This window comes from Paenibacillus sp. FSL H8-0315 (assembly GCF_038005365.1).
GTDB classification, from domain to species: domain Bacteria; phylum Bacillota; class Bacilli; order Paenibacillales; family Paenibacillaceae; genus Paenibacillus_AQ; species Paenibacillus_AQ odorifer.
This window is the reverse complement of record NZ_JBBOTA010000001.1, coordinates 5,944,565-5,959,059: the sequence shown is the minus strand read 5'-3', so window position 1 is coordinate 5,959,059 and position 14,495 is coordinate 5,944,565. Positions and strand designations below refer to the sequence as shown.

Sequence of the window (14,495 nt, the reverse complement as noted above, 5' to 3'; positions counted from 1 at the left end):
AAAGATATTTATTGTCTCGACTGCTTCGTGTATTCAATCAACCAACAATCTCTTAGTTCTCCTTCATGTTGTTCGTGCTGTTCAAGGTATTTCTTCTTCACAAAGCCAATCTTCTCGTATACTCTAAGGGCTCTTTCATTCCAGGCTTGCGGGTCCATGACAATTTTATCCGCCTGTTTTGCTTCGACTAGATAATTGACTGTTTCTTTAATGAGTCGCGAACCAATTCCTTGATTCCATAAATCAGGCTCGCCAATAAACTGGTCCATCCCAAAGATTTGACCTTCGAATCCCACGTAGCCGTACACCTCTAATTCTTCATCATCTATAAGATAGAACTGGAGATAACCTATATCCCGCTCCTTGTATTGCACAATACACCGCGTAACTTCGGCTTGCTCGTCGTAAAAATGCTCCTTCACCAGCTCCAAATCATGCGGGCGATCACGACCTTCATAGAACTCCAGTACAACGGGGTCTGAGAGCCATTTTACAAGTAATGCGGCATCGTTTAGCTCAAGTTTTCTCAGTCTGATCTCTTGCTTTTCAAAAATAATCATAACGCACCATACAATTCATGAAGTGGTCTGTAGCTCGGATGTTCTTCTATTTCCGTTACGACAACACCTTGCTCGGAGTCAATCACACGGTAGGCCTTAGCTTCTTCTCTGGTCGACATCACTTTATATTCCTTATCTTTATAGATGATTGCACAATTGTTATCCACCGCGATTCCAGGCAAACCTCCACCTTTAACCATGCGTGTAAAATCTTCAACCCGAATATCCTCATTATAATGCGGACAATGAATGCCCGGCAGAATCCCCATGGCTTCAAGCTTGATATACTGCCATTCCCCCTGGTCGTCGAACGCTTCAGAGTCACTATGCCCATATTCAAACCAACAGATGGAACCTGCGCTAAGCCCGGCCAATACGGTTCCAGAGGAATAAGCTTCTTTCAAAAGCGTATCTACCCCTGTATTTTTCCAAATCTCCAGCATCTTTCGGGTATTGCCTCCACCCACATAAATCAAATCAGCAGCTGTAATTAAATCTGTAATCTCATCATGAGTGTAGGTTTGGCTCACAAGCAATAAGTGACTTGTTTCACATCCAAGAATATCACCATATACTTTGCTAAAAGTATCACAATATCCCGGCGCATCACTACTGGCTGTTGGAATAAATAACGCCTTCGGCTTAGCCTTTTGAGTCAGCTGCACAACTTTACGATCAATTTCCAGCGTTTCAAGCTCGATTAACTCTCCCCCGCCAATAACTACGATAGTGCCCATGATTTCCCCTTCTTTCACTAGGATTACATCCTATTGCTTACTCTTAGCTTACCGATGCTTGCAAAATATTCCTCTGCCAAAATGCTGTAGATCTCCAGATCCACCAGCCCTTTACCCGACCATACATGCGCCTGCCTTAACGTGCCTTCTTTCGTAAAGCCATTTTTCAAAAGCACCCGCTTCGATCGTTCATTAAAGGGCATAACCTCAGCTTGAATTCGATTGACTTCTGCAGTCTCAAATAAATATTTCACCACTAATTGAATGGCCTGAGCTGCAATCCCTTTTCCCCAATAAGGCTCCGCCAAAAAATAACCGATCGTCACCATATCCACCTTTTGATTAAAATCCATAACTTCAATGATACCTAGCAATATGTAAGGGTTATTTTTGAGGAAAATCCCCCATTTCACTCTTACCCCTTTAGTAAAATCACGTTCGAAATGACCGATCATATTCTTGACTGTATCTTTATTATGTTTCGGAATAATTCCACAGTACTCAAACACTTGATCATTGCTATATATCCCAAATACCTCATTAAGGTTGCTGACTTCAATCTTTTTCAGTAATAATTGCTCGGATTCCAAAGTAGGGAATTGCTCAAATACGTGACTAAGCTTCAATTTGTTCCCTCCATTACTTTTTGATGGCTTGGATTAAGGTTGCAGTTTGACTTTTTGTTTCCTTTATTATCCTTTCCTTTATTATCCTTTCCTTTATTATCCCCGGACACTTCCCCTGTACTGCGCGGTTCTAAGCTCACGAATATAAGGCTCTGCAGCTGGCATATCTGCCTCAACGGCCTGTTGAACAGCTAACTCGATGTCATAAGGCACTCTTACAAATTGCATATTCAAAGGAGCTGCTGACACTCCCATGTATTCTCCCTCCATAATCACATAAGATGCCTGGGTTAGATCAAGCGGATTCCCCACACTGCCTACGTTAAATAAGGTCTTACCTTCTAGATGTTGAATAAAAGCATTATGAATATCCCCGTAACCTACGATATCCGCTTGTCGTTTTTCCTGGCAGAGATCAGAATAATCAAACAAAGATAATCGCTTTTCATAATCATCCCAAGGTTGAACGCGTTCATACAGGCTTCGTGGCGAAGCATGAAATAATCGCACAAATTTACCACTCAACATAAACTCAACCGAAAACGGCAACGTGCTTAAATAAGCTAGGCGCTCTTGACCTATCAACCCGCGGCACCACCGGGCCATCTCAAAATCAACATCCTGATTCATTAAATCATCCCAGTTCCCCATAACACTGATTTCACAATTCTTTTTTATGATATCAATGGCTAGATCTGAGTTCGGTCCTTTTCCAACAATATCGCCTAAACAAAAGACTCTGCTGATTCCCCGCTGCCGGATGTCATCTAAAACGGCCGTAAGGGCCGGTATATTTCCATGAATGTCTGAGATTATTGCAATTTGCTCCACTGTAGAACCTCCGTATATATTGATCTTTAAAAAAGTTACTTATCCTAAAACTAATTGTAATTGTACTGCATCAGCGGCTGTTGCTCGTTTATAGGGCATTTTTGCCTTTCTTTTCGCTCATCCATCGACTGTTGCTCGTTTATAGGGCATTTTTGCCTTTCTTTTCACACTTTCAGCGGCTGTTGCTCATTTATAAGGCATTTTTGCCTTTCTTTTCGCTCATTCTGCGACTGTTGCTCATTTATAGGGCATTTTTGCCTTTCTTTTCGCTCATCCATCGACTGTTGCTCGTTTATAGGGCATTTTTGCCTTTCTTTTCGCTCATCCATCGACTGTTGCTCGTTTATAGGGCATTTTTGCCTTTCTTTTCGCTCATTTAGCGGCTGTTGCTCGTTTGTAGGGCATTTTTGCCTTTCTTTTCACACTTTCAGCGACTATTGCTCGTTTATAGGGCATTTTTGCTTCTCTTTTTGCTTCTTTGGATGATTTCAGCCAAATCTGAGGCATTTATACCGTACATTTCATCATTTCAGCCACTTCAGCACATTTCAACGGCATTTATACCGTACATTTCATCATTTCAGCCACTTCAGCCCATTTCAACGGTATTTATACCGTACATTCCACCATTCCAGCCACTTCAGCCCATTTCAAAGGTATTTATACCGTACATTCCACCATTCCAGCTACCTCGTTCTAGTCACACTTAATCTTTTGTAAACTTTATGGATTGTAAAATATCCTCTATCCTCTTCATATCTTCTTTATGTACTTCATCCACACTATAAGGGAACTGCACCATAAATGACATTTCCGGTTCCTCAATAACGTAATAGATAGCTTTCCCTTTACTCCCTTCCTCTTCGAATACTTCAGTTTCGTACTTTATGGACTCTAACCCGCCTAAACTAGCTTTACTTTTTGTCAGCTCCGCCCCGTTGTTGTAATTCGTTTGGGCATCCTCGAGCCATTTGTTGACAAGCTCCATGTCCTTAGGCTTAAATCCAAAGAGCATTACTCCCGGACCTTTAAGTCCCTCAGCAGGTTTATAATCAGTCGTAGAGACTATCAACCATAATGGCGCTCCATACTTCTCAGTTACAACCCAATCATCCGGATAGTTAAAGGTGATTCCAAAATTAGTATCCTCGTATTTAGTGGTATCCTTTGATTCATTACATCCGGTAATCATTACTATAATTAGTAGTATAGGCAGTAATTTCTTTAACATTCTTTAGCTCTCCCTCAATGTATGTATGTATATTATCTTTAATCCGGCTTCTAAATACAGATTCTATATTCTCTCTTACTTCCCTTCTTTGACCATAAACCTAATTAAGCCAAAAAAGACCAGAATCACGTTTTCACATGTTCTGGCCTTACTTCTAAGCTGTGATATGGAGGAATCATAGTTCTGGCATTTCATTCACAATCTGTTCCAATGTAACCTCCTGGAGAACATTCTCCATTGCTTTTTGGGCGAGTGAGAACACAGGTACAATTGCACTGGCTATATTCTTGCCAACAGGACAATCTGGATTAGGATGCTCATGTACAGAAAACAACGAGTCCTCTTCCACCGCATTAACTGCCTTATAAATCTGCAGCAGCGTAATCTCGGATGCGCTACGTGTAAGCGAAGCGCCTGCGACTCCGGGGCGTGCATTTACTAGTCCTGCTTTTTGCAGCATACTCGTAAGCCGACGGATAACTACAGGGTTTGTGTTTACGCTACCAGCTATCCACTCCGACGTGCTTTTGCCTTCTTTATTGCTGTCAATCAACGTTAATATATGAATGGCTACCGCAAATCGGGTGCTAATATTCATGGAAATCTCTCCTTCTGCCTTGCTGCAAAACATCCTTCAGATGCAACTATAATAGTTACATTTCATGCATTTGTCAAACTTTTGAGGATATGAACAACTTATAATCTATCAATATTCTCCATATAGATAGGTTGGTGCATTTTAATGAAAAAAGATCGTTGGGACATATTTTTAATAATAATAGCTGTCTTTGAATTTATTAATATAATGTACAGTTTAATATTCGAACAATCCATAGAGTGGTTTTCTTTGATTATATTAATTCTCTTTGTTTCTTTAATTGTTAATTCTAATATAAGTAAAAACAAAAAAAATGATTAAATACAACTGCCAAATGGCACTCGTATCCTAAGTGTTTTTTCCTATGTTATCGAATTCCTTTAGGATCTCAGCCACCTGGGCAGCATATTTTTTACTCAGACGCGATTTGCCAAGATTACTCTTCACAATCTTAAGGATTCGGGCATCTCGGCTCTTTGCAAATCTCTCCAGCATAACAAAGCCTTCTTCAGGCTCATTCGCCACAAATACACTCAAGCTGTATTCAAGTCCCTTAGATAATACGCGAAAATGCTCAGCGTCCTCATGTTGCGCTCCCCCACCATCTATACTCTCCATGATTCGGGCAGCCAACTGAAGACAATATAGCGTATTTTCTTTCTTTTTTAAAAGAGGAGGATGCGCTAATGCTGCTACAAAAGCCCGCTGTTCAAGCCTGTTCGCACCTTTCTCCCACATGTCAATCAGCTGCCTGAGCAGGGTGAAATCATCCTCCCCTATAATTTGCAGCGCCATAGCAGACGCTTCACGCACCCTCCATCGCGAATCATTCATAGCTGTCTTAATGCTGTTTTGAATCACTACTTGCTGTTCTTCTCCAGCGTAACTGTAATAAGCACCCAACGCCCTAACTGCACAAAACGGCAGAAACTCACGGGGATCATTCACCCCAGCTTCAGCTTCAGTAATGTCAGTCCAAGAGACGAGCAGCTCCCAGCCTGTATCTGTTAGATTAGGATGAGCGAATTGTTTGGCAAAATGGTCTGAGAGCTCCAAATTCACTCGTGGTCCTGGGAGTTTACTCTCCTGCATCATCAAATCATTAAGCTGTACCCACAGCTCCTTATCGTTTACCCATTGCTGAAACGGCACTTCAATCATCTTTTGCTCAGCCATCTCTGGTCCCTCCGATAGTTATCTTCAGATTCGAACAATTCCTTGCATCGCATATGCGGGGCACAACCTATTAATAATAAGGTCTGTTCGCACACTACTCTTTATGCCTTAGTCAGAATAACAGGCTCACCTTTAGTCACGATAATCGTATGTTCAAACTGTGCTACCCGACCGTTATCTACAACACTTAGCGTCCAGCCATCCGATTGCTGCTCCACATAGTCCGCTCCAGTCGAGAGGAAGGGCTCTATTGTAATTACTTGTCCTTCCTTTAGCACCGTGGTCACTCTTGGATTATAGAAGGGTAGAATTTCAAAAGGCTTCTCATGCAGTGATTTGCCAATTCCATGGCTGCACAGATTACGCACCACTCTATAACCGCGTTTGCGAGCTTCAAGTTCCATCATTCTGCCGATCTCGTTAACCTTCATTCCTGCCCGCAGATGATTGATCACACTCATCATGGTTTCCTCTGTACTCCGGCATAAACGCAGAATATCATCGTTATAGGGCGGCAGTTGAAAAGAAACGCCAGCATCCCCATAATACCCATTCAGCTCAGCAGAGACATCAATGTTGATCAAATCGCCAGCATTAATCACTCTCGGACCCGGAATACCATGAGCAACCTCTTCGTTCACACTGATGCAGGTGCTGCCCGGGAAATTATAAGTTATCTTCGGGGCTGAGGATGCTCCGAAGCTTTCCAGAATCTCAGCTCCAATAAGATCTAACTCCGCAGTCGTCATCCCAGGGGTTACTTTCTTTTTCATCTCGGCGATGGTGTGGCCCACCACTTTTCCAATAGCTTTTAACCCTTCTAAATCTTGTACCGTATCACTTGTCATCCAACACACATTCCTCTCACTTCATGAATTAATCATTTGTCCAGCCTCTGAAATGCACTCCCTACCCACTGAAAAGTATCTTCCACTTGTTTGCCTGCTGCGTTATCGTAGTAACTTCTCTTGAAGCTATGCTCATCAACTTTATCCAGTTTTATGGAATACCGCTCAGGACTGCTGATAAACAGCTGATTTTCAGGTTTAATAGGCAGTTCTTCTATCACGTTATTTCTTCTGAGTGTAAAAAGCTTGTAGAAATAACCGTCACTCGTTCCATATTGTCCGATCGTAAAATCGGGATCACCATCTCCATTATAATCCTCAAACTGAAGCTGGAAAAAATCATTAAAGGTCTGGGCAAATTGATCATTTAACGGATAGCTACTCAGTGTTTTTCCATGCTCATCAGTCACTACTAGCCTAAATCGGCCACTCCAGTTTCTTCCCGCTAACGGACTCGGTGTAGTCCAATCTTCGCTATATGTCCCCTCTAGCAGTTGCAGATTTAAAAATCCCGCTCTGCCTGTGACCGGAGACAGTTCATTATGTGATAGGGTTACTGGATCTGTTACCTCGACAGAAGTCTCCACAGGGTCTGCCTGTTCAATGTTCTCCGTATCGATTGTTCCATAAATGAGCTTTCTTAACTGGTCAGAGTTTTTTACAGGAATTGTATAGCCCTGACTGCTGTTCTCTGCTGTAGTAAACATCCCTTCATGTCCAAGTTGATCTCCAAGCGCTATGTAATAATCTTCCGAATAGCCGTCCCCATAAACAAGCTTCATTTCAAATTCCGGACCCCAATCCAGATCATCAGAAAATTTCTTACTCTTGTTCATAGCCTCCGCAAGCGTCTTGATCAAAACAGAATCCTTTAGCGTTAAGCTCTCTGAGTGCAAAGGACGATCCGCTTGTTTCTGATCACTCGTTGCCACGGGTGTCAACGACACGCCTTCGATCCATCTGGCATTGATAAAGCCCAAATCACTTTTACATCCGCTTAACACTACGACCAATAACAAAGGTGCTATCCATATTAACCGCCTAATGCGAATCGCCTCCAATACATAAGCATATTCCAATTATAACAGTGTCTATAAATATATAAAAACGACTTTATGAACACGCGATTAAAAAAAGACTACAACCTGCTTATTAAAGCGTGGTTCTAGTCTTAAAAGGGCAATTGATTAGATTGCTCCCATCGTTTTGAGCCAAGCATCCGCAATAAGTGCATGACCTGCAGGAGTAGGATGTACTCCATCATATGCCCAGTAAGCCGGTTCTGCTTTTACGGAAGCCGCTGCAAAAAGTCCATCTAGCGGAACCAGCGGCGCCCCATAATCACGTGCCAGCTCGCGGACAATATGAATTTTAGGATCAAGATCCTGACGCCAAGTTCTACGATCTTCCGGTACAGGCAAAACAAAAGGCTCTATAAGCACTAATTTAGCATTCAAAGATTTCCGAGTGCGTTCGATCAGGTCCCGATATGAAGCTTCAAACTGCTCGGGAGTGGTTTCTTCACCAGAATCAAAACGCCGCCAAGTGTCGTTAATTCCAATATAAATGGACACCCACGTCGGCTTCAAATCCAGGCAATCCTTATCCCACCGTCCCTGTAAATCAACAATACGGTTGCCACCAATACCACGGTTAAAAAAAGTAAGATTCTTCTCTGGATATAAATGCCCCAGTCGAGCGGCGACCATCATTGCATAACCTACTCCAAGTGATGAAGCATCTTCATGATTACGCCCCCAGTCTGTTATGCTGTCCCCTTGAAACAGAATGACATCGTTTTGTTGGAATATCATAAATGAAATCCTCCTCTAACTACCTCTGTTAATATAACCCAATCTATTATATCAAATACAATGAATACAGCCTACTGTGAAACATCAATAATGCAAACATTTCACTAAAAAAACAATAACAAAAACCCCGCTCAGATTTGAGCAGGGTTTAGGGTTAAGCTATATTAGTAAGCTAGGCTGAACAATCCTTTAATGTGGGACAAGTAACGGATATTACTTGCTTCCTTCATCAGAGTTGCAGGCAAGCCCTTTAACGGAGTAGAACTTGCACCAACGATGGCAACACCGTCTTTACGGCCTAAGCTAGCAAGTGTACCAGAGTTGATTGGGCTAAAGCTTTCAAACGATTTATTTTTCAAGAAGGCATACAGATTGTATCCGATCAATTCACCCATTTGCCAAGCGATTTGAGCAGTTGGAGGGTAAGGACGTCCATCTTCTGCAAAGACCACCGCGCTGTCACCAGCAACGAATACATCTTTGTGGGAAGTGGATTGCAAGAATTCATTCACCGTTGCACGACCGCGGTTAACTTCAAGACCGGATTCGCCGATGAGTGGATTTCCTTGTACGCCACCAGTCCATACAAATGTGTTAGCAATAATTTTTTGACCGTCTTTCAAGTCAATCGCATTGCCTTCTACATTCGTAACAGGAAGACCTGTCAGGAATTGAACACCACGTTTTTCCAAGCTTGCTACAGCACGTTCGATTAATGCATCTGGCAATACTGGAAGGATTTTAGGACCTGCTTCAACGAGCATTAGCTTAATTTCTTTAGGATCAACGCCATATTTTTTAGTAAGTGTAGGCAATACATCCGCGATTTCACCAACAAGCTCAACACCTGTTAAGCCGCCGCCACCGATCAGGATGTTTGCATCTGCTTCATTTTTCGATTTCGCATATTCACGAATACGATCTTCAATATGTTGATGAATTTTGTTAGCATCTGCAGCTGATTTCAATACCATACTGTATTGTTCAAGCCCTGGAATGCCAAAATAAGCTGTAGTGCTGCCAAGACCTACAACAAGCGCATCATAAGTAAGTGTCACACCATCAGAAAGAACAATTTGTTTGTTCTCCACAGAAAATGAATTAACCTTCGCGATTTTCAGGTCAATATCTTTCCCTGCGAAAAGCTTAGTTAGAGGCATAGCTACAGCACCCTCTGCAACACTACCTGCTGCAAGACGATGCAATTCTGTAATGATTTGGTGTGTAGGATACTGATTAACTACAGTAATTTTAGCTTCATCTTTTTTGAGATATTTGCGTACGGTTAAGGCGCTTAGTAGACCACCATAACCTGCTCCTAGAATGACAATATGTTTAGACATGATGTTTCCTCCGTCCCTTACGTATAAGATATGAAAATGATTATTTCTGCTTACTGCGTTCTCCAGCAACTTGAAGGTATGCATTTACGAAACGGAAAAGCTTTTGCGCTTGTGGATCTTTCAACAACTTCATAAGACCAAAAAGACCAATAACTTCGTTACTTTCATTCGCACGATCTTTTGCTTCGATCACTGTAGCTGCCATATTCTTCGCGGAATGCACTACAGGTTCAGCAAGTTCTTTAATTGCACTTACCGTATCACTTTTCAAGACATCATCCGCTGCGACAGTTTGCACAAAGTCATAGGACTTTGTAAGCACGCCAACAAGCTCAGTTAATTTTGGCAACTGTTCCACCAAGACTGTTAATGATTCCTGAACTTCTGGTTTCAAGAGCTGTTCTAGAACATCCATTTGTTCCTTGCTAACAGCTACTTTTGGTGATTCTTGTTCAGGTTGTGTTTGAGTGATTGATTCTGACATATCCAAATCTCCTCTGCAATAAGCTTTGCTGCTTAATAGTAATAAAAAACATAAGAACTTTTAACGCCATATTTCTATTATAGCACTTATCAAGTTATAAATGTCACAAAGTTTTTGAATTTCCATAAAAATTTGTGATTTTTATTACATTATAATAAATTATTTAAATTACTAGTGTTAATTAAAACCGTTTGAGTGAATTAATGTACAAATTCATTCAAATTCTTCTCAGTTTTCAATAAAACATCCACAATGTCCATATTCTTCTCTGTTAGAAGTAACCTGAAATAAAGAGAACGCAGGAAGTTCTTTGTATTTATTCGATTAACGTACTGGCTGTGGCTTCTAGGCCAACTGCCACATTGCGCCAAGTTGAGAATCCAATCGGTTATAGACTGCTGTAAAAGTAAATGATGATCGATGATTGTAACTATAATAGTAGCAATCCTTTCATCTTCTTCCTCCCTGAATATGTATTGATCGTTATAAAGCATCTTTTGAATAACTGCCAGAACCTCTTCCCGCACCTCGGCATCACTCTCCGAGCATAAAACCAGCTCATCCAAGGCGTCTGCGCCATGGGCTGCTGCGTGTGCCCAGCCTTCTTTTTCCATATAACCTCTTAAGTCCCGTTCTTCCTCATAATAACGAATCAAACCCTGCTTCACCTTTATAAATTCAGAGCTATCCAATATAGCCATTTCCCTATGCCTCTGGAGAATAAGAGCAACAACCAATACAGAAAATGTTCTTGTATACACCGTCAGATCTTCTTTATTCCCAATGTGATAAAAAAGATGCTGCTCGTCAAGAAGTATCCACAGCAGTTCACGAAGCTCCGCATCATTAAACCAACGTTTCTCATTAATCCATTTGTAGAATGTGGAATAAATCAATTCATCACGCAGTACAGGCTCGGGATCTCCTATATGCTCAAGCATCAACTTCACATAATCCTTTATGTCCTCTCCACTTCTATGCTCGTAGTCATTCTCTTCGATTCTTTGCAAATCTATCATCAATTGTTCTCTACTATTAATCAATTTATCCACCCTTTCATCCACTGTGTTTCTACATATCCTAATATCCTAATTTATGTCCTATTTTTTGACAACAGGGTGTTCAAGATTAACTTCAATAAATTTTATCATTGACGAATTTTTTGAGCTGTGTTATTTTGAGTTAGTAACATTTAGTTAGTTCATTTACAAATATCAGGTGTTGATATTTTACAACCGAATACATACACAACGGAGGAATACTTATGAGCGCTTTTACAGACTTGATTCAGTCACGCAGATCCGCTATGAATTTTGTGGAAGGGGTTATCATCCCTCAGAACGAATTAGAGGAAATGTTCTCTTATGCCAGATTGGCACCCTCGGCCTATAATCTACAGCATACAAATTACAAAGTGATATCTAACGAGAGCTTAAAAGAAGAAATTCGCGAAGCAGCTTACGGCCAATATAAAATCCATACTGCTTCAGCAGTTATTGTAGTGCTGGGAGATAAGCATGCTTATCAGCAGGCTCCAGAAATCTATGGCGGGCTTAAAGCTTTAGGAGCGATGTCACAAGAGGAATATGATAAGCAAATAGAGATGATTAACAATGCTTACATTGATAAGGATGCTTTTCAAAGAGATGAAGCAATACGTAATGCCTCTCTCTCTGCCATGCACTTTATGCTGATCGCCAAAGATAAAGGCTGGGATACCTGCCCGATGATCGGCTTCGATGCTGATGCTATCCAATCCACCTTGAATCTGCCGGATCATATGGTACCTGTTATGCTGATCACGATCGGCAAAGACAAAAAACATAAAATCAGACCCCGCGGCTACCGTAAGCCAGTCAACGAATTCGTTGAATTCATCTGATTATAGATACAGCAAAACGTTCCATCCGAGGCAAGTAGCGGGTGGAACGTTTTTTAATTGGAACTCATCATGAAGATAATGAACCGTGTGCCCGATATACAAGAGGGGCTCTACTTCGCATATTGTAAAATGGCTATAGCTGCTCTTTCCCGTCGTTCGGAGTCATCACAAATCAAAGCATCTTTCAAAATATTAAGCGCCTTAGAGAGTGTCTCCTCATCCAATTCCAGCGGACTATTCACTTCTTGTTCATTAGCAGAAACACCTGTAATCCACAGATCCAAGCGAGCACTTGGTTTAGGACCATTATATTGTACAACCGGTGCACTTTGGTTAAATAACTCCCGCACGCCTGTGTTTAGTTCAGAAATCGGCACACTTTTCAACCACGTCACACCACGCCGATGGCATGTACCCTCGTCAACATTATCAGTAAACTCGTTGTAAAAATAATCTCCGAGGTCCCCGAGATGTACCCAATCTCCATCGGCCACCAGCACATAATCTCCATCTTGCATCGTATGTACAAATAGCTGAAGGGCTTGCAGATGTTGCATAAGCTCCAACTCACTATATTGGTATGTGCCAATCAATCGATCATGAAGTTCCTCTGTGCTTAGATTCTCCAGATCCCCTATTCCGGGGTAGCCGATACTCACATAATTATCCTCCAAAAATGTGCTGATCCGCTCAATCCCCAGTGGCTTCGATCCCATCCGAAACAGATTCATATGTCATTCCTCCAAATACTTAATAAAATGCTTGTAGTAGCCCTTGGATTTGGGAGTAACAAACCGTCCATCATTCGCAGAATCCTTCATTAGTTTATGAAGCTTCGGACCTCCAGTATAGGGATCTACTACGCTAGCCTTAAGTCGTGTCGCTTGGATTGCCTTCTGAGGACAAGAATAAACACAACGCATACATAATAAACAATTTTGACTGAAAACAATTCCTTCTACGCCGCTACTAATATTGGATGTTGGACAGTTTCTGACACATTTTAAGCATAGTGTGCAAGCGTCCGTTGTACGCAATCCTTTGGCGAAGTATTTTCCCCCTTGGTGTTCCTCACAATAATATACTGTTCTCAGAACCCGCTCCAACACAGGGTGAATCGGCAGATTTCGTGGTGTCCGGTTTACGATTTCCTCTGCAAACAATTCCACCTTACGCTGTGCGGCTTGATACAATTGCTTATTCAACCTGTCATTGTATTTGATATAAAAATTACATGGCATCGCCAAAATCGAATTGTGAAAGGGATTATATCCCTTCCCACGCAAAGAACGAAGCACCGTATTCGAAGCACCGTTATTGATATAGTGTGGAGAGGATGCCGTTTTGAATACAAATGCCGGGGTTCCATTACAATCAGGTAGCCCTTCTGCAAAACGTTCAACAAAACCGGAAGCGCCAAAGCCTAGAACCGGATGACCAATACCTATAAGATCATAGGCTTCATATTCTACAGAACGAGTGCCTTTAAAAACATCTTCCACTCTAAACAAATCTACATCTTGCCCTTTACTTCTTAGCCTTTCAGCAAATTGCTTAGCAATAATCTCCGTATTGCCCGTACCTGAGAAATAAAATATGGCCGTCTTTGCATTATGCATTCCATCCCCTCCCAGATCAAATATACCTCATTCCCGTCTGGGAAAGCTGTGAAGTTGAGATGGGTTTTGGCTAATTCGGACTCAGTTGCTCTTATTTCCATAATTCCGCTCATTTTGCCACACTATCGGACTCAGTTGCAGCTATTCGCTCAAATGTGCTCCTTTTCTGCGCAAATCAGGGGCAATAAGAGCTATACAGTCCGAAACTTTCGCAAAATGAACCAATGTGCTGAAATAGCTGCAATACGGTCCGCTACGATCTCAATCGAGCAAAAGGTAGCTGGTTTCGAGATGTAGGCTGCTAAGTTTGGGACGTAGACGGCTAGGTTGAGTAATAGGTAACTAATTTCGTGCACGGAGTAGATAGGTTGAGCTATAAGGAACTAATTCCGCACGGTGTAGATAGGTTGAGCTATAGATAGCTAATTCCGCACGAAGTAGTTAAGTTGAGCTATAGATAGCTAATTTCGCACGGAGTAGATAAGTTGAGCCCCAGACAGCTAGTTTAAGCAATGGGCAGCACGTTTAGGATCAAATTTGGCAGGCGGTGTTCTTTTCACCAACTATTCGGACTCAGCTGCTCTTATTTCCATAATTTCGCTCGTTTTGTCACACTATCGGACTCAGTTTCAGCTATTCGCTCAAATGCACTCCTTTTCTGCACAAATCAGGGGCAATAAGAGCTATACAGTCCGAAACCTTTGCAAAATGAACCAATGTGCTGAAATAGCTGCAATACGGTCCGC

The 14,495-nt window shown here is 41.7% G+C and carries 16 protein-coding genes; 1 reads left to right on the top strand and 15 read right to left on the bottom strand.

The window, feature by feature from the left end; genetic code table 11:
• Positions 1–8: 8 nt before the first annotated feature.
• From MHB56_RS25805 to MHB56_RS25745, 13 genes are all read right to left on the bottom strand, one after another.
• Entirely contained in the window at positions 9–560 is a 552-nt protein-coding gene (locus MHB56_RS25805; RefSeq protein WP_340395486.1) for a GNAT family N-acetyltransferase, read from the bottom strand.
• A complete protein-coding gene (locus MHB56_RS25800; RefSeq protein ID WP_081387708.1) occupies positions 557–1,315 on the bottom strand; it encodes a Type 1 glutamine amidotransferase-like domain-containing protein in 759 nt (252 codons plus the stop codon). Before MHB56_RS25800 ends, MHB56_RS25805 begins: the two co-directional genes overlap by 4 nt.
• A 5-nt stretch (positions 1,316–1,320) precedes the next feature.
• Positions 1,321–1,923 (bottom strand): GNAT family N-acetyltransferase, encoded by a 603-nt coding sequence (locus tag MHB56_RS25795; RefSeq protein WP_076183265.1) that lies wholly within the window; start codon positions 1,921–1,923, stop codon positions 1,321–1,323.
• 96 nt (positions 1,924–2,019) lie between these two features.
• Positions 2,020–2,754 carry a metallophosphoesterase family protein gene (locus MHB56_RS25790; protein ID WP_340395485.1) on the bottom strand — a complete coding sequence of 245 codons (735 nt, stop codon included), beginning with the start codon at positions 2,752–2,754 and terminating at the stop codon, positions 2,020–2,022.
• Between the two features lie 706 nt (positions 2,755–3,460).
• Positions 3,461–3,985, bottom strand: a complete 525-nt coding sequence (locus MHB56_RS25785; RefSeq protein WP_076129947.1) for a hypothetical protein — start codon at positions 3,983–3,985, stop codon at positions 3,461–3,463.
• 175 nt (positions 3,986–4,160) lie between these two features.
• Positions 4,161–4,583 (bottom strand): Rrf2 family transcriptional regulator, encoded by a 423-nt coding sequence (locus tag MHB56_RS25780; RefSeq protein ID WP_076100677.1) that lies wholly within the window; start codon positions 4,581–4,583, stop codon positions 4,161–4,163.
• Between the two features lie 348 nt (positions 4,584–4,931).
• Entirely contained in the window at positions 4,932–5,759 is an 828-nt protein-coding gene (locus MHB56_RS25775; protein ID WP_341144168.1) for a hypothetical protein, read from the bottom strand.
• Positions 5,760–5,860: 101 nt separating this feature from the next.
• Positions 5,861–6,607 (bottom strand): type I methionyl aminopeptidase, encoded by a 747-nt coding sequence (gene map, locus MHB56_RS25770; RefSeq protein WP_076218952.1) that lies wholly within the window; start codon positions 6,605–6,607, stop codon positions 5,861–5,863.
• A gap of 32 nt (positions 6,608–6,639) precedes the next feature.
• Positions 6,640–7,626: a hypothetical protein gene (locus MHB56_RS25765; RefSeq protein WP_341144167.1), complete on the bottom strand. Its 987-nt coding sequence runs from the start codon at positions 7,624–7,626 to the stop codon at positions 6,640–6,642.
• Between the two features lie 168 nt (positions 7,627–7,794).
• On the bottom strand, positions 7,795–8,421 hold the full coding sequence (locus MHB56_RS25760; RefSeq protein ID WP_248548039.1) for an SGNH/GDSL hydrolase family protein: 627 nt from the start codon (positions 8,419–8,421) through the stop codon (positions 7,795–7,797).
• A 164-nt stretch (positions 8,422–8,585) separates the two neighbouring features.
• Positions 8,586–9,764, bottom strand: a complete 1,179-nt coding sequence (locus tag MHB56_RS25755; protein WP_036685891.1) for an NAD(P)/FAD-dependent oxidoreductase — start codon at positions 9,762–9,764, stop codon at positions 8,586–8,588.
• A 40-nt stretch (positions 9,765–9,804) separates the two neighbouring features.
• On the bottom strand, positions 9,805–10,248 hold the full coding sequence (locus tag MHB56_RS25750; RefSeq protein ID WP_036685888.1) for a DUF1641 domain-containing protein: 444 nt from the start codon (positions 10,246–10,248) through the stop codon (positions 9,805–9,807).
• Between the two features lie 200 nt (positions 10,249–10,448).
• A complete protein-coding gene (locus tag MHB56_RS25745; RefSeq protein ID WP_076179343.1) occupies positions 10,449–11,291 on the bottom strand; it encodes a DUF2785 domain-containing protein in 843 nt (280 codons plus the stop codon).
• A gap of 221 nt (positions 11,292–11,512) precedes the next feature.
• Between MHB56_RS25745 and MHB56_RS25740 the strand changes: the two genes are divergently transcribed.
• The gene (locus MHB56_RS25740) at positions 11,513–12,130 is read left to right on the top strand and encodes a nitroreductase family protein (protein WP_076179330.1); all 618 of its coding nucleotides are present in this window, start codon (positions 11,513–11,515) and stop codon (positions 12,128–12,130) included.
• A gap of 110 nt (positions 12,131–12,240) precedes the next feature.
• On the opposite strand, the gene MHB56_RS25735 is transcribed toward MHB56_RS25740, so the two are convergent.
• On the bottom strand, positions 12,241–12,861 hold the full coding sequence (locus tag MHB56_RS25735) for a hypothetical protein (RefSeq protein WP_076179331.1): 621 nt from the start codon (positions 12,859–12,861) through the stop codon (positions 12,241–12,243).
• Between the two features lie 3 nt (positions 12,862–12,864).
• The gene (locus tag MHB56_RS25730) at positions 12,865–13,749 is read right to left on the bottom strand and encodes an EFR1 family ferrodoxin (RefSeq protein ID WP_076179332.1); all 885 of its coding nucleotides are present in this window, start codon (positions 13,747–13,749) and stop codon (positions 12,865–12,867) included.
• Positions 13,750–14,495 lie beyond the last annotated feature (746 nt).

What these genes read in the sequence shown, in the direction of transcription:
- MHB56_RS25805 (WP_340395486.1), bottom strand. Translation starts at nt 560, where the DNA reads ATGATTATTTTTGAAAAGCAAGAGATCAGACTGAGAAAACTTGAGCTA.
- MHB56_RS25785 (WP_076129947.1), bottom strand. Translation starts at nt 3,985, where the DNA reads ATGTTAAAGAAATTACTGCCTATACTACTAATTATAGTAATGATTACC.
- MHB56_RS25780 (WP_076100677.1), bottom strand. Translation starts at nt 4,583, where the DNA reads ATGAATATTAGCACCCGATTTGCGGTAGCCATTCATATATTAACGTTG.
- MHB56_RS25775 (WP_341144168.1), bottom strand. Translation starts at nt 5,759, where the DNA reads ATGGCTGAGCAAAAGATGATTGAAGTGCCGTTTCAGCAATGGGTAAAC.
- map (WP_076218952.1), bottom strand. Translation starts at nt 6,607, where the DNA reads ATGACAAGTGATACGGTACAAGATTTAGAAGGGTTAAAAGCTATTGGA.
- MHB56_RS25760 (WP_248548039.1), bottom strand. Translation starts at nt 8,421, where the DNA reads ATGATATTCCAACAAAACGATGTCATTCTGTTTCAAGGGGACAGCATA.
- MHB56_RS25755 (WP_036685891.1), bottom strand. Translation starts at nt 9,764, where the DNA reads ATGTCTAAACATATTGTCATTCTAGGAGCAGGTTATGGTGGTCTACTA.
- MHB56_RS25750 (WP_036685888.1), bottom strand. Translation starts at nt 10,248, where the DNA reads ATGTCAGAATCAATCACTCAAACACAACCTGAACAAGAATCACCAAAA.
- MHB56_RS25740 (WP_076179330.1), top strand. Translation starts at nt 11,513, where the DNA reads ATGAGCGCTTTTACAGACTTGATTCAGTCACGCAGATCCGCTATGAAT.
- MHB56_RS25735 (WP_076179331.1), bottom strand. Translation starts at nt 12,861, where the DNA reads ATGAATCTGTTTCGGATGGGATCGAAGCCACTGGGGATTGAGCGGATC.
- MHB56_RS25730 (WP_076179332.1), bottom strand. Translation starts at nt 13,749, where the DNA reads ATGCATAATGCAAAGACGGCCATATTTTATTTCTCAGGTACGGGCAAT.